This window comes from Pseudomonas sp. LJDD11 (assembly GCF_024584215.1).
In the GTDB taxonomy this organism is placed as follows: Bacteria; Pseudomonadota; Gammaproteobacteria; order Pseudomonadales; family Pseudomonadaceae; genus Aquipseudomonas.
This window is the reverse complement of record NZ_JANJFL010000005.1, coordinates 1-20,822: the sequence shown is the minus strand read 5'-3', so window position 1 is coordinate 20,822 and position 20,822 is coordinate 1. Positions and strand designations below refer to the sequence as shown.

24 protein-coding genes, 1 other RNA gene and 1 pseudogene are annotated in these 20,822 nt (G+C 60.6%); 14 read left to right on the top strand and 12 right to left on the bottom strand.

Annotation, left to right across the window (positions count from 1 at the left end; genetic code table 11):
• Window positions 1-62 precede the first annotated feature (62 nt).
• Window positions 63-1,430: an inorganic triphosphatase gene (locus tag NRB16_RS08275; RefSeq protein ID WP_045484731.1), complete on the top strand. Its 1,368-nt coding sequence runs from the start codon at window positions 63-65 to the stop codon at window positions 1,428-1,430.
• Window positions 1,431-1,442: 12 nt separating this feature from the next.
• Here the strand turns inward: NRB16_RS08275 and NRB16_RS08270 are convergent, their stop codons facing one another.
• Window positions 1,443-1,913, bottom strand: coding sequence for an Lrp/AsnC family transcriptional regulator (locus NRB16_RS08270; RefSeq protein ID WP_045484734.1), 471 nt, complete (start codon window positions 1,911-1,913; stop codon window positions 1,443-1,445).
• A gap of 126 nt (window positions 1,914-2,039) precedes the next feature.
• Between NRB16_RS08270 and NRB16_RS08265 the strand changes: the two genes are divergently transcribed.
• The 5 genes from NRB16_RS08265 to NRB16_RS08245 all read left to right on the top strand — a co-directional run bounded on the left by NRB16_RS08265 (window position 2,040) and on the right by NRB16_RS08245 (window position 6,170).
• Window positions 2,040-2,387, top strand: coding sequence for a hypothetical protein (locus tag NRB16_RS08265; protein WP_045484737.1), 348 nt, complete (start codon window positions 2,040-2,042; stop codon window positions 2,385-2,387).
• Window positions 2,388-2,487: 100 nt separating this feature from the next.
• A complete protein-coding gene (locus NRB16_RS08260) occupies window positions 2,488-4,272 on the top strand; it encodes a GspE/PulE family protein (RefSeq protein WP_045484740.1) in 1,785 nt (594 codons plus the stop codon).
• Between the two features lie 80 nt (window positions 4,273-4,352).
• The gene (locus tag NRB16_RS08255) at window positions 4,353-5,273 is read left to right on the top strand and encodes an SPFH domain-containing protein (RefSeq protein WP_045484743.1); all 921 of its coding nucleotides are present in this window, start codon (window positions 4,353-4,355) and stop codon (window positions 5,271-5,273) included.
• Window positions 5,274-5,283: 10 nt separating this feature from the next.
• Window positions 5,284-5,727 carry an NfeD family protein gene (locus NRB16_RS08250; protein ID WP_253117452.1) on the top strand — a complete coding sequence of 148 codons (444 nt, stop codon included), beginning with the start codon at window positions 5,284-5,286 and terminating at the stop codon, window positions 5,725-5,727.
• A gap of 122 nt (window positions 5,728-5,849) precedes the next feature.
• Window positions 5,850-6,170: a DUF2388 domain-containing protein gene (locus NRB16_RS08245; protein WP_045493968.1), complete on the top strand. Its 321-nt coding sequence runs from the start codon at window positions 5,850-5,852 to the stop codon at window positions 6,168-6,170.
• Between the two features lie 65 nt (window positions 6,171-6,235).
• Here NRB16_RS08245 and gcvH read toward each other — a convergent pair whose 3' ends face one another.
• The 8 genes from gcvH to NRB16_RS08205 all read right to left on the bottom strand — a co-directional run bounded on the left by gcvH (window position 6,236) and on the right by NRB16_RS08205 (window position 15,200).
• Window positions 6,236-6,622 (bottom strand): glycine cleavage system protein GcvH, encoded by a 387-nt coding sequence (gene gcvH / locus NRB16_RS08240; protein WP_253139937.1) that lies wholly within the window; start codon window positions 6,620-6,622, stop codon window positions 6,236-6,238.
• 45 nt (window positions 6,623-6,667) lie between these two features.
• A complete protein-coding gene (gene gcvT / locus NRB16_RS08235; protein WP_045484751.1) occupies window positions 6,668-7,750 on the bottom strand; it encodes a glycine cleavage system aminomethyltransferase GcvT in 1,083 nt (360 codons plus the stop codon).
• A 210-nt stretch (window positions 7,751-7,960) separates the two neighbouring features.
• Entirely contained in the window at window positions 7,961-9,577 is a 1,617-nt protein-coding gene (locus tag NRB16_RS08230; RefSeq protein WP_045484754.1) for an iron ABC transporter permease, read from the bottom strand.
• Window positions 9,578-9,672: 95 nt separating this feature from the next.
• On the bottom strand, window positions 9,673-10,674 hold the full coding sequence (locus NRB16_RS08225; RefSeq protein WP_045493971.1) for an extracellular solute-binding protein: 1,002 nt from the start codon (window positions 10,672-10,674) through the stop codon (window positions 9,673-9,675).
• Window positions 10,675-10,792: 118 nt separating this feature from the next.
• Window positions 10,793-12,013 carry a 2-octaprenyl-3-methyl-6-methoxy-1,4-benzoquinol hydroxylase gene (locus NRB16_RS08220; protein ID WP_045484757.1) on the bottom strand — a complete coding sequence of 407 codons (1,221 nt, stop codon included), beginning with the start codon at window positions 12,011-12,013 and terminating at the stop codon, window positions 10,793-10,795.
• Between the two features lie 37 nt (window positions 12,014-12,050).
• A complete protein-coding gene (ubiH, locus tag NRB16_RS08215; RefSeq protein ID WP_045484760.1) occupies window positions 12,051-13,238 on the bottom strand; it encodes a 2-octaprenyl-6-methoxyphenyl hydroxylase in 1,188 nt (395 codons plus the stop codon).
• Window positions 13,235-14,569, bottom strand: coding sequence for a Xaa-Pro aminopeptidase (gene pepP / locus NRB16_RS08210; protein WP_045484762.1), 1,335 nt, complete (start codon window positions 14,567-14,569; stop codon window positions 13,235-13,237). Before pepP ends, ubiH begins: the two co-directional genes overlap by 4 nt.
• A gap of 70 nt (window positions 14,570-14,639) precedes the next feature.
• A complete protein-coding gene (locus NRB16_RS08205) occupies window positions 14,640-15,200 on the bottom strand; it encodes a YecA family protein (RefSeq protein WP_253139932.1) in 561 nt (186 codons plus the stop codon).
• A gap of 173 nt (window positions 15,201-15,373) precedes the next feature.
• Between NRB16_RS08205 and NRB16_RS08200 the strand changes: the two genes are divergently transcribed.
• From NRB16_RS08200 to NRB16_RS08185, 4 genes are all read left to right on the top strand, one after another.
• Window positions 15,374-15,583 (top strand): TIGR02449 family protein, encoded by a 210-nt coding sequence (locus NRB16_RS08200; RefSeq protein WP_045484768.1) that lies wholly within the window; start codon window positions 15,374-15,376, stop codon window positions 15,581-15,583.
• Window positions 15,580-15,909, top strand: a complete 330-nt coding sequence (locus NRB16_RS08195) for a cell division protein ZapA (RefSeq protein WP_045484771.1) — start codon at window positions 15,580-15,582, stop codon at window positions 15,907-15,909. The genes NRB16_RS08200 and NRB16_RS08195 overlap by 4 nt, the downstream gene beginning before the upstream one ends.
• 30 nt (window positions 15,910-15,939) lie before the next feature.
• A non-coding RNA gene (ssrS, locus tag NRB16_RS08190) (6S RNA) lies at window positions 15,940-16,117 on the top strand.
• A gap of 76 nt (window positions 16,118-16,193) precedes the next feature.
• Entirely contained in the window at window positions 16,194-16,796 is a 603-nt protein-coding gene (locus NRB16_RS08185; RefSeq protein WP_257105954.1) for a 5-formyltetrahydrofolate cyclo-ligase, read from the top strand.
• Window positions 16,797-16,805: 9 nt separating this feature from the next.
• On the opposite strand, the gene NRB16_RS08180 is transcribed toward NRB16_RS08185, so the two are convergent.
• Entirely contained in the window at window positions 16,806-16,961 is a 156-nt protein-coding gene (locus tag NRB16_RS08180; protein ID WP_144403210.1) for a hypothetical protein, read from the bottom strand.
• A gap of 182 nt (window positions 16,962-17,143) precedes the next feature.
• Between NRB16_RS08180 and NRB16_RS08175 the strand changes: the two genes are divergently transcribed.
• On the top strand, window positions 17,144-17,593 hold the full coding sequence (locus NRB16_RS08175) for an EVE domain-containing protein (RefSeq protein ID WP_045484777.1): 450 nt from the start codon (window positions 17,144-17,146) through the stop codon (window positions 17,591-17,593).
• Here the strand turns inward: NRB16_RS08175 and NRB16_RS08170 are convergent, their stop codons facing one another.
• Window positions 17,594-18,004 (bottom strand): flagellar basal body-associated protein FliL, encoded by a 411-nt coding sequence (locus NRB16_RS08170; protein WP_045484780.1) that lies wholly within the window; start codon window positions 18,002-18,004, stop codon window positions 17,594-17,596.
• Window positions 18,005-18,443: 439 nt separating this feature from the next.
• Here NRB16_RS08170 and NRB16_RS29610 point away from each other — a divergent pair.
• The 3 genes and pseudogenes from NRB16_RS29610 to NRB16_RS08155 all read left to right on the top strand — a co-directional run bounded on the left by NRB16_RS29610 (window position 18,444) and on the right by NRB16_RS08155 (window position 20,176).
• A pseudogene (locus NRB16_RS29610) lies at window positions 18,444-19,205 on the top strand (S-type pyocin domain-containing protein).
• Window positions 19,195-19,473, top strand: a complete 279-nt coding sequence (locus NRB16_RS08160) for a bacteriocin immunity protein (protein WP_045484786.1) — start codon at window positions 19,195-19,197, stop codon at window positions 19,471-19,473. Before NRB16_RS29610 ends, NRB16_RS08160 begins: the two are co-directional and overlap by 11 nt.
• Before the next feature lie 76 nt (window positions 19,474-19,549).
• Entirely contained in the window at window positions 19,550-20,176 is a 627-nt protein-coding gene (locus NRB16_RS08155) for a hypothetical protein (protein WP_257105953.1), read from the top strand.
• Window positions 20,177-20,195: 19 nt separating this feature from the next.
• On the opposite strand, the gene NRB16_RS08150 is transcribed toward NRB16_RS08155, so the two are convergent.
• A partial coding sequence (locus NRB16_RS08150) for a transposase (RefSeq protein ID WP_257105952.1) occupies window positions 20,196-20,822 on the bottom strand: 627 nt, incomplete at its 5' end.

Genomic DNA, 20,822 nt, shown 5'->3' with positions numbered 1-20,822 from the left:
CGCTTCGCCGCCATGCCCATGGCTGCCCGTTCACCAGCACCCGCGTTTGGATCGCCCCGGCCATGCAGAAAGAAACCGAAATCAAACTCCGCGTCAGCCGCGAGACCCTCGCCGCCCTGCGCGATCACCCCCTGCTGAAAAAACGCAACAAGAGTGGCTGGGAGCGCCTGGAACTGACCAACCAGTATTTCGACACCCCGGAGCGCGATCTGGCCCGGGCCAAGGTCGCGCTGCGCATCCGTCGCGATGGCGAGCAACTCATCCAGACCCTCAAGACCCGTGGCCAGAGCGTCGCCGGGCTGTCCGAGCGCAATGAATTCAACTGGGATATCGCCAAACCCAAGCTGGACCTGAAAAAGCTCGACGGCCAGTGCTGGCCCGAGCAACTGGCCGAACTGGACAAGAAAACCATCAAACCGCTGTTCACCACCGACTTCGTGCGTGAAAAAGCCGAAATCGCCTGGGGCCGTGGCAAGGCCAAGGTGGTGATTGAAGCCGCTCTGGATCTGGGTCAGGTGGTGGCCGGCAAGCAGAAAGAAGAAATCTGCGAGCTGGAGCTGGAACTGCGCGAAGGCGAGCCTGACGCATTGCTGGAACTTGCCGCCGAGCTGGCCGCCAGCCTGCCATTGATGCCATGCGATATCAGCAAGGCCGAGCGCGGCTATCGCCTGTTCGACGCCGGCAGTTATTCGCTGAGCCTCAAGGCTCCGCAACTGACGGCCGAAACCAGCCTGGACGACGCCTACACTGCCCTGGCCTGGCACCTGCTGGGCAGCAGCCAGCGGCTGGCCGAGCAGTACCGTTTCAACGGCCACTGGCGCCTGCTGCAAGAGTGGGTCGGGCTGCTGGCTGAGCTGCGCGCCCTGACCGGCAGCCTGGGCCAGTGCGCCCCGCGCAGCACCACCAACAGCCTGCGAACTGCACTGGATGCGCTGCTCGAAGACTGGCGCCCGCTGGTCCAGGCCGGCCAGGAAGATGCTGACGTGCGTAGCGCCGCCCACGAGCAGTTCCTTGAAGAGCTGCAAGACACGCGCTGGGGCGAATTCTCGCTGAGCACCTCACGCTGGCTGCTGGCTCGCGGCTGGACCGTCGAGCGCAACAAGCGCGGCGCACGCCTGGGCGTCGTGCCGCTGGGCAACTGGCTACCGACCCTGCTGGCCGCCGAGGCCAGCGCACTGCAACTGGACCGCTACCAGCAGCAACCTGAAGACCTGGCCGAGCAATTGCCGCGCATCGAGCGCATCCAGGTCTGGCTGCACTGGGCCCGTGGCGTGCTGGAACTGCCCGAGCTGGATCGCCTGTACGGCGAGTTGAACAAGCTGGAGCAACTGGCCAACCAGGACATCAGCGACGAAGTGCTTGCCGAACGTGTCAGCCAGGCGCTGATCGTCACCCAGACCAAGGCCTGGAGGCAGTTGTTGCGCGGCTGAGGGTCCTGCCGCTCAACGTCCTAACGGTAAACTGGTGGTGGATTTGATCTCCGACAGGGCCACGATCGAATTCACTTCCTGGATCCCAGGGACCATCGACAGCTTGTCGAAGAAAAACTTCTCATAGGCTTCGATATCAGCGGTGACGATGCGCAACAGAAAGTCCACCGCCCCCATCAGCACGTAACACTCCAGCACCTCAGGAAACTCACGGATCGCGTCGGTGAATTCGGCAAAATTCGAACGGCCATGGGCATTGAGTTTCACTTCGGCAAAGATCTGCGTGTCCAGACCAATCTTCTTGCGGTCCAGCAGGGTCACCTGACGGCGGATCACCCCTTCATCCTTGAGCCGCTGAATGCGTCGCCAGCACGGTGATTGTGACAGCCCTACCTGCTCGGCAACCTGCGCACTGGACAGCGAAGCGTCCTCTTGCAGCAGCTTGAGGATCTTGCGGTCATAGGCATCCAGCTCAGTGTGCATAAACAATTCTCTTTGATAGCTAATCTTGCTTTATCAATCCAAAATAAAGCCTGCAACCGCGATCATAGACCAGTATTTTCCCGATACGCATGCAAGAATTTCCTCACTTGCCCAGGAGACTCACGCATGTCCAGCCTCGAAGCCTTTCCCGCTCCCGCCCACCGTCCAGATAGCTGGGCCGCCGGTAATGTTCATTGCTGTGTCCGCTACCGGGTGCTGGCCGATGCCCAACCGGCGCTGTTGTGTCAGGTCCTGAACCTGCTCGCCATGCAGTATCTGGTGCCTCTTGAGGTCAATGTGCTGCGCCAGGACGACTGCCTGCGAATCGACGTGGCCGTCGACGGCCTGAGCGGGCATCGCGCGCAGGTCATCGGCGAAAAAATGCGTAACCTGATCGACGTCGAATCGGTCCAGTTACACAGGCTCGAACAGCCGCCGCAGCTGGCTCATGCAGCGGCATTGATCAGCGCGTGAGGGGGTAACACAAGACATTCCTGTTCACACAAGGGGGATAACACTGGCACCCTTGGGGTCTACGCTTGGATCAATTCCCGGACTCGCCCAAGGAACCTGCATGGCTGTTCACGCCCATACCCCAACAGACCGCTGGCTCGACCTGAACGATCTGTTGCGCGAGCTGGTCGCACAGAATCATCTGAGCCAGACCGATGCCGAGGCGGCTGTCACCCAACGCCGCAGTGCCGCGAATATTCAGTTGCATCCGCTGGAATTTCTGGCCACCCAGCAATTCGACGACCTGGCGCGGCCGGGACGCAAACTCGATCTGGAAACACTCACCGCCTGGCTCGCCGAGCAATGCGGCCAGCCATACATGCGCATCGACCCGCTGAAGATCAACGTGGCAGCCGTCACACCATTGATGTCCTATGCCTTTGCCCAGCGCCACCGGATTCTGGCCGTTGCCGTGGATCGCGAGGCGGTGACCATCGCCAGCGCCCAGCCCTATGTCAGCTCCTGGGAAGCCGACCTGTCACACGTACTCAAGCTGCCAATCAAGCGGGTAGTCGCCAACCCGGTCGATATCCAGCGCATGACCGTCGAGTTTTTCCGTCTGACCCGCTCGGTCAGCGGTGCCACGGCCACTGATCAGAAAATCAGCAATCTGGGCAACTTCGAACAATTGCTCAAACTCGGCTCCAGCGATCAGGAGCCCGATGCCAACGATGCGCATATCGTCACCATCGTCGACTGGCTGTTTCAATACGCATTCCAGCAACGCGCCAGCGATATCCATATCGAACCACGCCGGGAAAGCGGCACCGTGCGTTTTCGCATCGACGGTGTGCTGCATAACGTCTATCAATTCCCGCCGCAGGTCACCATGGCGGTGGTCAGCCGCCTGAAAAGCCTGGGCCGGATGAACGTCGCAGAAAAGCGCAAACCCCAGGATGGCCGGGTCAAGACCAGCACCCCGGATGGCAATGAGGTCGAACTGCGCCTGTCGACCCTGCCCACCGCGTTCGGTGAAAAACTGGTGATGCGGATCTTCGACCCCGAAGTGCTGCTCAAGGACTTCGACCAACTGGGTTTTTCCAGCGACGACCTGCGCCGCTGGCAGGGCATGACCCGCCAGCCCAACGGGATTATTCTGGTCACCGGGCCGACCGGGTCCGGCAAAACCACCACCCTGTACACCACGCTCAAGCAACTGGCGACCACGGAAGTCAACCTGTGTACCATCGAAGACCCCATCGAGATGGTCGAGCCGGCCTTCAACCAGATGCAGGTCCAGCACAATATCGACCTGACCTTTGCCAGCGGCATCCGGGCACTGATGCGCCAGGACCCGGACATCATCATGATCGGCGAGATTCGCGACCTGGAAACCGCTGAAATGGCCATTCAGGCCGCGCTGACCGGGCACCTGGTCCTCTCGACCCTGCACACCAACGATGCCCCCAGCGCCATCAGCCGCATGCTCGAACTGGGTGTGCCACACTACCTGCTCAAAGCCACGATTCTCGGGGTCATGGCCCAGCGCCTGGTGCGCACCCTGTGCCCGCACTGCAAAGCGCCGGTAGAGCTTGATGAGGCCGACTGGCAGGTGCTGACCCGCCCCTGGCAGGCACCGGTGCCCAGCGGTGCCTGCCGGGCCGTAGGCTGCGTCGAATGCCGGGACACCGGTTACCGGGGTCGCGCCGGGGTGTACGAAATCATGCTGATGTCCGACGCAGTCAAGGGGCTGATTTCTTCTGACCTGGACCTCACCGGGCTGCGCCGTCAGGCGTTCAAGGAGGGCATGCGTAGCCTGCGCCTGTCGGGCGCGCAAAAAATTGCAAATGGTTTGACAACAATTGAAGAAGTCCTGCGGGTGACGCCGCAAAGCGAGCAACGCTAGTATCCGCGGCTTGGTGTCGATGCTCCATCCCACCGGCACCGGCCTGACAAGGATGGAACCTGCAAAAGGATAAGGACGTTATGCCAACCGAAAGCATCGTCATTCTGCTATTTGTCGCGCTGGCAATTGCCATTGTATTGATGGGTTTCAAAGTGGTGCCTCAGGGTTATCAGTGGACCGTGGAGCGCTTCGGCCGCTACACCACTACCCTCAAGCCTGGCCTGAGCATCATCATCCCGGTGATGGACCGCATCGGGCACAAGATCAATGTGATGGAAAGCGTGCTCGATGTCCCGCCCCAGGAAGTCATTACCTCTGATAACGCCACGGTTGAAATCGACGCGGTGTGCTTCTACCAGGTAGTCAATGCCGCGCAAGCCGCCTACGAGGTCAACAACCTTCAACATGCCATCCGCAACCTGCTGCAGACCAACATCCGTACCGTACTCGGCTCCATGGAGCTGGACGCGATGCTCAGCCAGCGTGACAACATCAACGAACGCCTGCTGAGCATCGTCGATGAAGCCACTGCGCCATGGGGCACCAAGATCACCCGGATCGAGATCAAGGACATCAGCCCGCCGCAAGACCTGATGGCCGCGATGTCCGGGCAGATGAAAGCCGAACGGATCAAGCGCGCGCAGATTCTTGAGGCTGAAGGCCTGCGGGCCTCGGCGATCCTGACCGCCGAGGGCAAGAAGCAGGCGCAGATTCTCGAAGCCGAAGGCAGCCGTCAGGCGGCCTTTCTTGAAGCTGAAGCCCGTGAGCGTCAGGCCGAAGCAGAAGCCCAGGCTACCCGAGTGGTGTCCGAAGCGATTGCCACCGGCAACGTGCAGGCCATCAACTACTTCGTCGCCCAAAAGTACGTCGAAGCGCTTGGCCAACTGGCGTCAGCCGACAACAGCAAAGTCGTGCTGATGCCGCTGGAGGCGACTCAGGTGATCGGTGCCGTGGGCGGTATTGGCGAGATCGTCAAAGCCACGTTCGATCGCAAGGCCTGAGGCACACGTCATGAACTGGCTGTATGAGCTGTCGTACTGGGACTGGCTGGCGCTGGGCACGGCGCTGCTAATCCTGGAAATGTTCGGTGCAGGTGGCTATCTGCTGTGGATCGGCATCGCCGCGGCGGCGGTCGGCATTCTGACGTTCATCATGCCAGAGCTGGGCTGGAGCTTGCAGTTGCTGTTGTTCGCTGTATTTGCGGTGCTGACAGCGGTGTACTGGTGGTACCGGCAGCGCAGTGCAGTCCGCCCGTCAGATCAGCCAGGGCTGAACATGCGAGGTCAGGAGTTGATCGGTCATGCCTTTATCGTGCAACAGGCGATTGTCGACGGGCGTGGCAAGATCAAGGTCGGTGACAGCGTATGGATCGTGGTAGGCCCGGATGCTCCGGCCGGCAGCCGGGTCAAAGTGGTGAGCCAGGACGGCGCGGTGCTGCGCGTTGAGCTGGCCTAGGTAGCCGTTTGACTGCAAACACCGCTGGCCTGGCGCAGGGGCGAAAGCAGGCTTATGGAACTTGACGAGTGTTTCGGATCTCCAAGTTACTCGAAATTCCATTTTCACTGGAGTACCTCACCATGCGTCTGAAGCTTGCTGTCGCCACTTGTGCTCTGCTCTCCCTGCCCGTCGGTTCGGCCATGGCCGATGCCGGTTTCTGGCGGGATGTCATTTCTTCCGGGGCCACCACCGGCTCCACTTATCTGACGTTCAAAGACCATAAGCTGGTTGCCGCTGCCCAGGACGATGCCGGCAGCTTCGTCGCCAGCGAAGGCGGTATCCGTGGCCCCTACCTGGAGGCGGCCATTGCCCAGGTTCGCCAGGATAATCCAGGCCTGCAGGCCAACGACATGGAACTGGCCAACGCCATCCTTGCGCGTAATGCCGTGGCCCAGGAATAACCACGACCAGGCCGCAATAAAAAATGCCGCTCACAAGAGCGGCATCTTTGTTCCAGCGAGCAGGCTTATTCGCCCGTCAGTGCCTTGTAGGCAGCAGCATCAAGCAACTTGGCCAGGTCGGCCTCAGCGTTCGATGGCTTGAGTTTGAAGATCCATGCCTGGTAAGGCTCTTCGTTGAGCGACTCGGGGCTGTCGGCCAGTTCTTCGTTGACTGCAATCACTTCGCCAGCCACCGGCGCGTAGATGTCCGATGCGGCCTTGACCGACTCCACCACGCCTGCGGCATCACCGGCGGCGAATACTTTGCCCACTTCCGCCAGTTCGACAAATACCACGTCGCCCAGAGCCTGCTGCGCGTGATCGGAGATGCCCACGGTTACCGTGCCGTCAGCTTCCAGACGGGCCCACTCATGGCTTTCGGCGTAACGCAGATCGGCGGGAAAATTGCTCATTTGCTTATCCTCAAAATCATCAGGTCGGCGGTAGTCCGCATAAAATTAGATCAACACTTTGCCATGACGCACGAAGTTTGGCTGCACTACGCGCACCGGATACCACTTGCCACGGATTTCCACTTCGGCCCGGTCGGCCGTGCCGATGGGCACCCGCGCCAGAGCGATGGACTTGCTTAGCGTAGGAGAAAAACTGCCACTGGTGATCTCGCCATCGCCGATTTCGGCTACGCGCACGACCTGATGGGCACGCAGCACGCCGCGCTCTTCCAGCACCAGCCCCACCAGCCTGGAGTTGACGCCACGGGCGCGCTCGGCCTCCAAGGCGCTGCGGCCAATGAAATCACGATCAGCGGGCTGCCAGGCAACGCTCCACGCCATGTTCGCCACCAAAGGCGACACACTCTCGTCGATATCCTGGCCATACAGGTTCATGCCGGCTTCCAGCCGCAGGGTGTCGCGCGCGCCCAGGCCGATGGGAGAAATGCCCGCGCCGACCAGATCGTTGAAAAAGGCCGGCGCCTGCTCGGCGGGCAAGATGATCTCCAGGCCATCCTCACCGGTGTAACCGGTGCGGGCGATGAACCAGTCGTGCTCATCATGGCCTTCGAACGGCTTGAGGCTGCGGATCAGTTCGGCGCGTGCGCTGGACACCAGTTCAGCGATGCGCTTGCGGGCCTGCGGCCCCTGAATGGCGAGCATCGACAGCTCCGGGCGCTCTACCAGCTCGACATCGAAACCGGTTAGCCGCGAACGCATCCAGGCCAGGTCTTTGGCGCCGGTGGCAGCGTTGACCACCAGACGGTAACCGCGCGGAGTGAGGTAGACGACCATGTCGTCGATGATTCCGCCGTTGTCATCGAGCATCGCACTGTACAGCGCGCGCCCCGGCTCTTGTAAACGACCAACATCGTTGGCCAGCAGATAACGCAGCCAGGCCTTGGCCTGACTGCCGATGACATCGATCACGCGCATGTGCGAAACGTCGAAAACGCCGCATTCGCGGCGCACCTGATGGTGCTCCTCGACCTGTGATCCGTAATGCAATGGCATGTCCCAACCACCAAAATCGACCATCTTCGCGCCAAGTGCGAGGTGCAGGTCAAACAGGGGGGTACGCTGTCCCATGGGTGTCTCCTTCCGGGCGTGGCGAAGATACAGGCCAGGCTTGGGCCGACGGGTCCCCCAATGACTCGGGGTTTACCGCAAATGAAAACCCGTGACGCCAACCCGGCCTGCATCGATTGCGGCGCATTGTAGCCGTATGAGCGGTGGCCCGCACCCGATGTGCAGTACCGGAAACATCGAGTGTCATTTCATCTGGCCACCAGCTCAAGCCTAGCCGATCTGCCGTGCCGAGCGCCGAATCAGGCCAATCACCGGCAACAGACCGACCAGCACCAGCGTCAGTGCGGGCAATGCAGCACGAGCCCATTCGCCTTCGCTGGTCATTTCGAAGATGCGCACCGCCAGGGTGTCCCAGCCGAATGGGCGCATCAGCAAAGTGGCCGGCATTTCCTTGAGCACATCGACGAACACCAGCAGCGCCGCACTCAAGGCCCCCGGCACCAGCAATGGCAGATACACCTTGAAAAACAGCCGTGGCCCACTGGCGCCCAGGCTGCGCGCCGCTTCAGGCAACGACGGACGGATCCGCGCCAGGCTGTTTTCCAGCGGTCCGTAAGCCACGGCAATGAAGCGCACCAGATAAGCCAGTAACAGGGCCGACAGGCTGCCCAGCAACAGTGGCTTACCGGCTCCGCCCAACCAGCCGGACAGCGGAATGACCAGGGCTTTGTCCAGATAGCTGAAGGCCAGCATGATCGACACCGCCAGTACCGAACCTGGCAAGGCATAACCGAGGTTGGCCAACCCCACCCCGGCATTGATCGCCGGGGTCGGTGCCTGACGCCGGGCAAAGGCCAGGATCAACGCAGCACTGACGGTAATCAACGCCGCCATGCTGCCCAGGTACAGGGTATGCAGCACCAGGCCGGTGTAGCGCTCATCCAGATCGAAGCGGCCACGCTGCCAGACCCACACCACCAGTTGCAGCATCGGTACGGCGAACGCGCAGATGAACACCAGCAGGCACCAGCTGGTCGCGGCCAACGCCTTGCCACCACGCAGGTGATACAAGGCTTTGCCCCGTGGACGCTCGTTGGCGGCGCGATTGGCGCCGCGCAGGCGCCGTTCGCCGTACAGCACGACCATCACCGCCAGCAATAACAGGCTGGCCAGTTGAGCGGCACTGGAAAGGCTGAAGAAGCCGTACCAGGTCTTGTAGATGGCGGTGGTGAAGGTGTCGAAGTTGAATACCGACACCGCACCAAAGTCAGCCAGGGTTTCCATCAGCGCCAAGGCAATACCGGCACCAATCGCCGGCCGCGCCATCGGCAAACCCACGCGCCAGAACGCCTGTAACGGCGACAGGCCCAACACCCGCGCCGCCTCCATCAGGCCTTTGCCCTGAGCCAGAAACGCCGTGCGCGCCAGCAAGTAAACGTAGGGGTAGAACACCAGCACCAGCACCAGGATCACACCGCCGGTGGAACGCACCCTGGGCAGGCGCACACCACTGCCGAACCATTCGCGCAGCAAGGTCTGCAAAGGCCCGGCAAAATCCAGCAGGCCGACAAACACGAAGGCCAGCACGTAAGCCGGAATCGCAAAGGGCAGCATCAAGGCCCAGTCGAGCCAGCGCCGCCCCGGAAACTCACAGAGGCTGGTCAGCCAGGCCAGGCTGACACCCAGCAAAGTCACGCCGACGCCGACCCCCAACACCAGGGTCAGGGTGTTGCCCAGCAGGCGGCTCATCTGGGTCTCAAGCAAGTGCGACCAGATCTCCCGGTCGATGCTCTCCCAAGACAGTAGCAATACGCTGAGGGGTAACAGCACCAGCGCGGCGATGACAAAAACCAGGGGATACCAGCGGCGTTGGGCAGGATGGGCCAAGGGGGAGTCTCGAAGCGGGAAGGAGGCTCATTCGCGGCTATAGCCGCTCCTGGGTTGCAGGAGCGGCTTTAGCCGTGAACAGGGCAGGTATTAAATCAATTCCAGCCCACACGATCCATCATGCGAATGGCTTCGGCCTGGCGCTTGCCAGCCACTTCCACCGGGATGGTGTCGGCCTTGAACGACCCCCAACTGGCGACTTCTGCGCTTGGCGGCACGTTCGGGTTGGCCGGGAACTCCTGGTTGACCCCGGCGAAGATCGCCTGGGCTTCAGGGCCGGTCATCCATTCGACCAACGCTTTGGCGGCCTCTGGATGCGGCGCGTGTTTGGTCAGGCCGATGCCCGACAGGTTGACGTGCACGCCACGGTCGGCCTGGTTGGGCCAGAACAGCTTGACCGCCAGTTGCGGGTTCTGCGCGTGCAGACGACCGTAGTAGTAGGTGTTGACGATACCGGCATCGCATTGCCCGGCATTGATCGCTTCCAGCACCGCGATATCGTCAGAGAACACGTCAGTGGACAGGTTGTTGACCCAGCCCTTGAGCACTTTCTCGGCCGCTTCGGCACCGTGGGTCTCGATCAGCGTGGCGGTCAGCGACTGGTTATAGACCTTCTTGCCGGTGCGCAGGCACAGGCGGCCTTCCCAGTTCTTGTCAGCCAGTGCTTCGTAGGTGCTCAGCTCTTCGGGCTTGACCCGGTCGGTGGAGTAGGCAATGGTCCGCGCGCGCAGGCTCAAGCCGGTCCAGGCATGGGCCGAGGAGCGATACTGCGCAGGAATATTGGCGTCGATCACCGGTGTGCTGAAGGGTTGCAGAATGCCCATCTGCTCGGCTTGCCAGAGGTTGCCGGCGTCCACGGTCAGCAACAGGTCGGCCACGCCGTTCTCGCCTTCGGCCTTGATGCGCTGCATCAACGGCGCTTCCTTGTCGGTGATGAACTTGACATTGACGCCGGTCTTGGCGGTGTAGGCGTCGAAAACAGGCTTGATCAACTCATCGATCCGCGATGAATACACCACCACCTCGTCGGCCGCCTGGGCGGCACCGCCGAGCAGGGTCAGTGTCAGGGCAGCCATAAAACGCTTGCTTGCCTGCATGAAAAAAGCCTCTGGTTTCGAATACGAGGGCGAAATGGTAGTGAATCCCATTAAGCACCTCAATCGAACACCCTCCTGAGGAGTAACAGAATGTTACAGGGGTGGGTAATTGGCTGACTCAGATTTTCGCCAGTTCCGGCATTTCGCCTGACAGCCCTAAAGCCTCACGGACGAACAACGCCTTGACCTCAGGCAAATCGTTGACCACCTTCAAGCCGGTATTGCGCAGCCAGCGCAGCGGCAAAGGGTCGGCCTGGAACAACCGCTGGAAGCCTTCCATCGCTGCCATCAGGCTCAGATTGTGGGGCATGCGGCGCCGCTCGTAGCGGGCCAGCACACGCTCATCAGCGAGGTTCTCGCCACGCTCGACGGCATGCAACAGCACCTCGGCCAGCACCGCTGCATCCAGCAACCCCAGGTTCACACCCTGCCCGGCCAACGGGTGAATGGTATGCGCGGCATCGCCGATCAACGCCAGGCCACGGGATACATAACGCTTGGCATGACGCTGACGCAGCGGCACACACAGCCGCGGGTCGGTGCCCAGCACACTGCCCAGACGACCTTCAAAGGCCCGCTCCAGCTCGGCACAGAAGGTCGCGCTGTCCAGCGCCATCAGGCGCTCGGCCTCCAGCGGGGTCACCGACCAGACAATCGAACACCAGTGTTCGCCCTCACGCTGCAACGGCAGGAATGCCAGCGGGCCGTCATCGGTAAAGCGCTGCCAGGCCGTGCGGTGGTGAGACTCGGCGGTGCGCACGCTGGTGACAATGGCGTGGTGCAGGTAATCCCACTCACGGGTCGGCGTACCACTCAGGCGGCGGATGGCCGAATGTGCACCGTCAGCGCCCACGACCAGCGGCGCGCGCAACTGGCGGCCATCAGCCAGGGTCAGCAGCCAGTCATCGCCAGAGTGACGCAGCTGTTCCAGACGGGCTTCGCCCAACAGGCCGATGTCGCTGTCGTGCAGCCGCTCCAGCAAGGCATCCTGCACCACCCGGTTTTCGACGATATGCCCCAGTACGTCAGCGTGCACGCTGGAGGCACTGAAGTGAATCTGCCCGGTGCCGCTGCCATCCCAGACATGCATCTGCCCATAGGGGCTCAGGCGCCGGGCAACGATACCGTCCCAGGCGCCCAGGCGTTGCAGGATGCGCTGGCTGGCCGCTGAAAGCGCGCTGACCCGGGGTTCGAACGAGGCTTGCGGGTCGAAGGGTTTGACACTCAGCGAGCCACCATCGACCACCAGCACGTCCAGGCCGCTGCCTTGCAGCGCCAGGGCCAGGGCACTGCCGACCATGCCGGCTCCGACGATCAGCACATCCGCGCGGGTTTCCATGGTTCAGATCACTCTCGCTTGAATCTTGGGGTAAAGGTTACGCATCGGAGCGGGTTCCCAAGCCCATGGCCTGGCGGGCAAACCAGCGCTTGGCCGGCGGCAGCAGATCCAGACCCAACAGGCCCAGATTGCGCCCGGTAGTGACCACCGCACGGGTGCTGCCAAACAGCCGGGTGACCTTGTCGGAGAAACCGACGGTCAGTTGCTGATCCAGTTGCTGGTGCTCGCGGTAGCGTTGCAGCGTCGCCAGATCACCGGGCGCCTGAGCGCTTTGCAGCAGGGTCTGGGCCAGGGCGTCGGCATCGCGCAATGACAGGTTGAAACCTTGCCCGGCAATCGGATGCAGGCTGTGCGCGGCGTTGCCCAGCACCACCAGATGCGAACGCACCTGCTCGTCGGCTTCGACCAGTGTCAGCGGGTACACATGCCGCGCGCCGACCTGACACAGCTTGCCCAGGCGATAGCCGAAGGCTTGCTGCAACTCGGCCAGAAAGCTGCGATCGTCGAGTGCGGCCAGGCGCCGGGCATCGTCACCGGTGCGGGTCCAGACCAGCGCACAGCGGTTTTCCGGCAGCGGCAGCAAGGCCATGGGGCCTTGCTCGGTGAACCGCTCGAACGCCTGCCCGCAATGTGCTTCGCCGGGGGTGATGTTGGCGATCAGCGCCGTCTGCCCGTACGGCCGCTGACGGACGCTGATGCCCAGTTGCTCGCGCAGGCTGGAACGCCCGCCATCGGCCAGCACGGCCAGGTCGCATTCGAGTTCGGATTCGTCACTCAGGGCCAACCGAAAGCCCTGGTCGATCGCCTGCATCTTCTGCACTTCAGCAGGTACGCGCCAGCTAACCACCTCACGGTCCAGCGCCTGCCACAGGCACTGGCCCAGCCAGGCGTTTTCGGCCACGTAACCGAGTGCCGGAACACCCTCTTCGAGGGCCGACAACCGCGTAGCGCCGAAACGCCCACGGTCGGAGACCTGGATCTGCAGGATCGGCTCGGCACGTCGGGCAATCTCTTGCCACACGCCCAGCCGCTCATAGATGCGCCGGGCGCCAAACGATAAGGCTGACGAGCGTGCATCATAGCTTGGCTGAAAGGTGTCACCCGGCGCGAACGGCTCGATCAGGACGATCTTCCAGCCGCGCTCGCGGGCGCCTGCCTGCAGGGCCAGGGCCAGGCTCGCACCGACCAGCCCGCCGCCGACGATGGCCAGATTGAAACGGCTCATGCCGCCACCGCTCTGGCAGCAGCCATCAGCGCCTCGATCTCGGCCACGGTTCTGGGCACATCACCGGTAAGGATTTCACAGCCCTGCCGGGTCACCACCACATCGTCTTCGATTCGCACGCCGATCCCTCGCCATTTCTTCGCCACGTTCTTGTTGTCCGCTGCGATATAGATTCCCGGTTCAACGGTCAGTGCCATGCCCACTTCGAGTACCCGCCATTCGCCGCCGACCTTGTAGTCGCCGACATCATGCACATCCATGCCCAGCCAGTGACCGGCGCGGTGCATGTAGAACGCCTTGTAGGCGCCATCCTCGATCAGTTGCCCGACATCGCCCTGCAGCAAGCCCAGCTCCACCAGCCCGGCGGTGATGACCTGCACCGTAGCCTCATGGGCCTGGTTCCAGTGTTTGCCCGGACCAATGGCATCGAAAGCCGCCTGCTGGGCCTTGAGCACCAATTCATAAATCGCTTTCTGCTCTGCGCTGAACACACCGCTGACCGGAAAGGTCCGGGTGATGTCACTGGCATAGCAGTCGATCTCGCAACCGGCATCGATCAGCACCAGATCGCCGTTTTTCAGCGGCGCGCTGTTTTCCTGGTAGTGCAGGATGCAGGCGTTGCGTCCAGACGCGACAATCGAACCATAAGCTGGCATCCGCGCACCGCCCTTGCGAAACTCGTACTCAAGCTCCGCTTCCAGACTGAACTCGTACAATCCGGCCTGCGCAGCCTGCATCGCTCGGACATGGGCACGGGCCGAGACCTGCGCCGCGTAGCGCATGACTTTGACCTCGGCTGCCGATTTATACAGGCGCATGTCATGCAGCAGGTGATCCAGGGCAACGAATTCGTTGGGCGGCTGGGCGCCGAGATGCGCCTTGGAACGGATGCTGTTGATCCACTCCATCAGGTGACGGTCGAACTCGGCATTGCTGCCCATCGCCGAATACACCCGGTCGCGGCCTTCGATCAGCCCCGGCAGGATGTCGTCGATGTCATTGATCGGAAAAGCGTCATCCGCGCCGTAATCACGAATCGCCCCTTCCTGCCCGGCACGCAGCCCGTCCCACAGCTCTCGTTCGGGGTTGCGCTCGCGGCAGAACAGCACGTACTCACCGTACTCACGGCCTGGTATCAGCACCACCACCGCTTCGGGCTCAGGAAAGCCGCTCAGGTACTGAAAGTCGCTGTCCTGGCGATACACATGCTCAACATCGCGATTGCGGATCACCACGGCTGCGGCGGGCAGGATGGCGATGCTGTTGGGCTCCATCTGCTCCATCAGAGCCTTGCGGCGCCGGGCATATTCGGATTTCGGGATGTGGATCATCGGCAAGGGGCATCTCCCGGTGAGGCGTGCCGGCCGCAGCATTGGCGGCGGCGGCAGCGCAGAGTGGGAATCAGTGCAGGGACGGCTTGGGCTGCGGCTGGGCAGCGTCTGTTTTGACGCACTCGGAGAACAGCAGCAGCGGCGCCACACGCAGGTATTCCATGACTTCCATGTAGTCGCTTTCGCCGTCTTCGGACTCTTCCAGCGCGTCCTGGACCTGAGCGATGGCCGCCAGGTCCTGCAGCACCTCAGTGGCCTCGATGCTCAGAACCCGCTCGCCAGCTGCCAGGCCAAAGCCCGACAGGAAACCCTGGCACCACTGACCCAGAGCGCCGGCACGTTCGGCCAGCGGTTCATCGTCGCCCGGCAGCAACAGCACAACGGTCATGTCTTCGCCGCTCAGTTCGCCCTTGACCATTTCCTGCAGGCCAATCAGCGCCTGGCGCACGTTGTCTTGCGGCTCGGTCTCCAGCAGTATCGAAGCATCGGCAAACCAGCCTTCGCTATCAAAACCGGCGCCGGCGCAACTGCGGCCCAATAACAGGCCATGCAGCTCGGCAGGAGAAACCGGATGACCGGCGCTGCTCAACAAGGTGGCGAAAGCTTTGTACGGAGAATTTGTCGTGGGCATGGGTAGCTGGTCGCCAAACGGCGCAATGTCTAGAATGAAGGCCTTGTATCGTAGGGGCTGTTAGCGTTTGAGCACAAGCTGAAAGCCCCAAAGTATCCAAGTGACAGGTTTGTCGACCCGGCGCTCCCGCCCCTGAGCCGCGCCGCTCATCAGAAAGTAATCAGTAGGGACCCATGACAGACGCCGACCTGCAAGCACTGATGAACCGGCTGGAGCTGTTGCTCGAACGTGTCGAGCAACTAAAAGGCCAAAATGCGTTCCTATTAGCTCAGGAGAAGACCTGGCGCGAGGAACGCGCCCACCTCATCGAAAAGAACGAAATCGCCCGGCAGAAGGTCGAGTCACTGATTTCGCGCCTCAAGGCCCTGGAGCAAGACTCATGAGCAACGGCAACAGCGTCACTGTCCAAATCCTCGATAAGGAATATTCGATCATCTGCCCTCAGGAAGAGCGCACCAACCTGATCGGCGCCGCCCGCTACCTGGACGGCAAAATGCGCGAAATCCGCAGCAGCGGCAAGGTGATCGGCGCTGACCGCATCGCAGTGATGGCGGCCCTCAATATCACCCATGACCTGCTGCACAAGCAGAATTTGCCCGACCTGCAGGTCAATGGCTCGACCCGTGAACAGGTCCGTGACCTGCTCGAGCGCGTTGACCTGGCCCTCGCCAACGACGCACCGGCCACAGCCGATTCGTCACGGAGCTGAATATTTCGTAACGTTTCTGTATACTTGCGCCGCTCCCTGAAGTGTTTGCCAGTCGGTCATGTCCCTGAGCCGATACGCACAACCACGGGGGTTGCACGTGGGGTTGGTGTGCATGTCCGCTCGACGGAAAGCCTTAAAACCCCCTGTAATCTCCACCTTGAACTTTCGGGTTCAAGGGCTACACCGACAGCGGCTCGTTGGGGAGTCCCATTTTCTGCCATGGCTACCAAAGCGATGGTTTGCCTTCCTCGTGCCTGGGGATCTGCCTGCATGACGTCCCGTTCATGACCAGCGCCACAGCGCTGACCCGCCCGCAGTTACGCCGCCAGTTGCGCAAAGCGCGCCGCGCCCTGAGCCGCAGCCAGCAACGCGAAGCGGCCCGCAATCTATATCGGCAACTGGCCCAGCATCCGCTGTTTCGCCGCGCCCGACACATCTCGCTGTATCTGGCCAATGACGGAGAAATCGACCCTCGCTACCTGCTGCAGGCAGCCCAGCGCCGTGGCAAGGCCACTTACCTGCCGGTACTCGATGCCTGGCCGCGAACCAAAATGGTCTTCCAGCGTGTGCGCCGCGGCGAGGCGTTCAAGCCCAACCGTTTCCGCATTCCCGAGCCGCGCATCAATCGCGCGAAACAACGCCGGATCTGGGCGCTTGACCTGATCCTGATGCCGCTGGTGGGGTTCGATGAACACGGTGGACGGCTGGGCATGGGCGGCGGCTTCTATGACCGCAGCCTGGCCTACCGCAGCCACCGCCAGACCTGGCGCAAGCCGACGCTGCTGGGCCTGGCCCATGAATGTCAGAGAGTCGAGCGGCTGGCACTGGCCAGTTGGGACATCCCGCTGCTGGGGACGGTGTCGGACAAGCGCTGGTATCTGGCGTGACCGGACGGGTCAGTTGTTGCGACCCGGCACCTTCTGCTTCTGCTGGGTAATTTCTACAGGCGCATCAGGCTTGCTGGCCCAGAGACTTTGCGCGTAGCCGGTGGTGACAATACCCAAGCCGAAGACGATGACGAGAATCCAGAGAAGATCCGGCTTGCGTTTCATTGATTGCCCTCCTGCAGCGAATCAATACATTGTCAGCAACGGGTACAGAACGGCCGTGCAACAGCGGTGACGAAAAAAGGTGCGGCATTTTGCGATAACGTGAACGAGTACGCAAATCCTGACGTCAACCGGCTGTCGGTTTTGTGATCACCTTGTTTTTCTTTGTAACAGGAGTATGCAACGTGGCCTATTGGCTGATGAAGTCCGAGCCCGACGAGTTCTCGATCAGCGACCTGCAGCGCCTGGGCACGGCGCGCTGGGACGGGGTACGCAACTACCAGGCACGCAACTTCCTGCGCGCCATGGCCGAGGGCGACTCATTCTTTTTCTACCATTCCAGTTGCCCGCAACCGGGCATTGCCGGGATCGGCACCATCACCCGCACGGCCTACCCGGACCCGACGGCGCTGGACCCGGACAGCCACTACTTCGATGCCAAGGCCAATGCAGACAAGAATCCGTGGAGCGCTATCGAAGTGAGCTTCGAAGCGATCTTCCCCAACGTGTTGGGGCTGGACTTTCTCAAACAGCAAAGCGCGCTGGAACAGCTGCCTCTGGTACAGAAAGGCAGCCGCCTGTCGGTGATGCCAGTGACCGCCGAGCAGTGGGCGGCGATCCTGGCCTTGCGCTGATTACTGGGCGATCAGGTTGTTGAACAGCAGGTCTTCCACGATCGGCTTGCCCTCTTCGGTGGTCAGCACCTGCTGGACCTGCTTGAGAGCTTCCTGGCGCAACGCCTCCTTGGCCTCGGCCGAACTCATGCTCTCGACCGTCTGCTGCGAGAACAGCGCCACCAACTGGTTGCGGATCAAGGCGTCATTGCGCTTGACCGCGGTCTGCGCATCGGCACCAGTGACCCGCACGGCAATATCGGCCTTGTAAACGCGCAGCTTCGGACCGCCATCGAGCGCGTAATTGCCCACAAAGGGCGGCGCCAGGCTCACATAAGCCGGCTTGGGCGCGGCATCTTCTTCCTTCTTCTCTTCAGCCTGCGCTAAGGCGGGCAGCGACAGAGCCAGCAACATCAAGATCCACGCTTTCACAATCCACTCCTTCAATTCGTGTGCACCGGGATTGTCCGGCAACTCTCCTGTGGAGGAAAGCGGCGACGGCCTCCGGCTGACAGCCTCTCACCGACAGGCCAGTGACCTGAACAGCGCTTGTGCAGAGCATATCGGCCGCTGAGAGAAAAGGAATAGCCCCCAGAGCCTGGTGGTGTCGGCGGAGGCGTCATGCCCGCCGCCAACATAGCAACGGCCTGAACCTGTTCAGCGGCTGAATAGGAGTCCTGGCGGCAGGGTCAATTCGTCCTTTGGAAGGTAAGGGGCAACTTTTGATTGTCGAGGCACGTGTCGTAGAACCGTCGTTAAAGTGCAGAAAAGGGCAACTTAAGCAAGAGCAATCAATAACCCAGATACAGATAAAACAATCATTTACCACCCACACAATTAAGCCAAACAAAAAAGAAAAACGACCAACAACATAGATATATACCACCTCAACAACCTGAAAATAACCAACGATGGCGTAGCTGTCGGCACTAAAGTTCGTGTACGACATTTCACCTACAATGCCCAGAACAAGACCTACGAGTTCATTCGTGACGGCGACACCACACCGGCACTGGTGTGGACTCCAATAGAACAACCTGCAGACAGCTCCACAAGCTTTCCAGGCCAGAAACCATTACTGCCAGCCGACCCGGGCACTGATGTATCGCCACAGGAAGGCTGGCTCGAAGACCTGCCAGGCTTCGCCAATAACGATCCTGATGATTACATCCTCGTCTTTCCGCCAGGCTCCGGGCTGCCTGACACATATATCCTTTTCAAGGATCCTTGGGATATTCCAGGAACGGCAACAGGCTATGGCAAGCCTGTGACAGGAGTCTGGTTGGGCGAAACTACACGCGGACGCGGAGTACCCATTCCGGAGCATATCGCTGACCAACTGAGATGAAGAAGTTTTTCAAGCTTCCGCAAATTCAGAGAGGCGTTATGGGCGGCAATAGCCAACGATCCCGATCTACAAAAACAATTCACAGGACAAAACAAGCTGGAAATGAGCCAGGGACGCGCTCCTTACGCCAGAGCGGAAGACCAAGCAGGAGACAATAAAAAATTTGAAGTACATCACCCGCATGAAATTGCTCATGGCGGCGCGGTATATGACATAGACAACATGCTTATCATGACGCCAAGACGACACATAGAGCACCATCAAAGGAAAGCAAATGAAAACTAAATTTGAAGACTATACAGAAAACGAATTTCTTGATTTTCTTAAAGACTTTTGCTCCATTCCAGAAAACATTACGAATGAAGAGTTCGAGCGCCGCAGAGCAAAAATGCTCAAGCATTTTGAGGAAGTAACCGAGCACCCTGCCAGATCCGACGTAATTTTCTATCCAGAAGCGGATCAGGAAGACAGCCCAGAGGGCATGCTCAAAACCGTCAAGGAATGGCGTGAGAAGAACGGAAAGCCGGGCTTCAAGTCAGCTGATAACAATTAACTTTTAAAGAAACCTAGGCGACTGAATGTAATTCTTCCGCCGCCTTTACCCATAACAATGTAAACAAGGATGCATCATGGACGAACAAGCCAACCTCCACGCCCTTCCCGATTTTCTCAGGGCAGAGCTTTCAGGGCACGTGGGGAACATCGCAAGCCTTACACCGCTTCAGAGGGTAGCCCGATACCGCGCAAGTGCTGAGCAGCTTATTGCAAACAAAAGAGCAGGTTTACAGCAGGAGCATGTAAATCATGCTCAGTCGGTACATTTTTTAAGTACGGTTCGATACACAAAAGAAGATCTGGAGTTGAGCAACCGTCTACGCAGCATGCCAGGCATTCGCGCCACTGATCTCGACTCTATGGCAATAGAAGCCGCCCGAGAGCTGGCCAGACGTCAGATTGAGCAAGCCAGACAACGTGCTCAGCAGGAGATGGAAGCAGCCGCTCGCAAGCTTGCCCAGCAAAAGGCTGAGCAAGAGGCACTGCGAGCAACAACGGTGGCGATCCTCCCGGCCTCATCAATCGAGCTGACTTTTGGCCCCCAGGCCACTGCCGATGTCACGACCGCAATTGCGACGCTGAAGAGCAGTATTGATCAAGCGATCACTGTTTTTTCCGAAACACTCCGTCCTCATGCCGCCCATTTGCAAGACCCGAACGTCCAGAACTTGCTGGAGTTGAGCGGCGCTGAACGAAACTAACCTTGACATCCTCCCCGCCCTAAAGGGCCGGGATTCCCACAACTGGACGCTCATGCCCGAGCGCGAGAATGTTCTTGGCGGCGTTGACGTCGCGGTCGTGGGTGACACCGCACCCACAACAAGTCCATTCCCTTATTCCAAGCCCTGCGATACCTCTGGGCCTCGAGTCCGGCAATTGCTTGCAGCTCGAACAGGTTTGGGTGGTGTTTCTCTCGCTAACAACCTTGAAAACCGTGCCTGCGTGATCGCATTTGTATTCCAGCATGGTTTTCAATTGCCCCCATCCGGCGTCCAGCACCGACTTGGCCATCCTGGTTTTCGCGAGCTTCAGTGAGTTCACATCGCCCACCACAATGACGCCACAACGCGCTACCAGCGCATTGCTGAACTTATGCAGGCAATCCTTGCGGCGGTTCGCAACCTTGGCGTGAATCGCCCGCACCCGGGCCTTCTTGCCGGCGCGCTGGGCCGTGCCCAGGGCGCTCTCCAGATCCCGGTAGAACCTGCCGCTTTCAAGGCGATGACCGTCGCTGCAGGTGGCCGTGGTTTTCAGTCCGAGGTCGATACCCACCGCGTCCTGGCCTGGCGATAACTGGCGGTCGACCTCGACCACGACGTTGAAATACCAGCGTCCACGGCTGTCCTC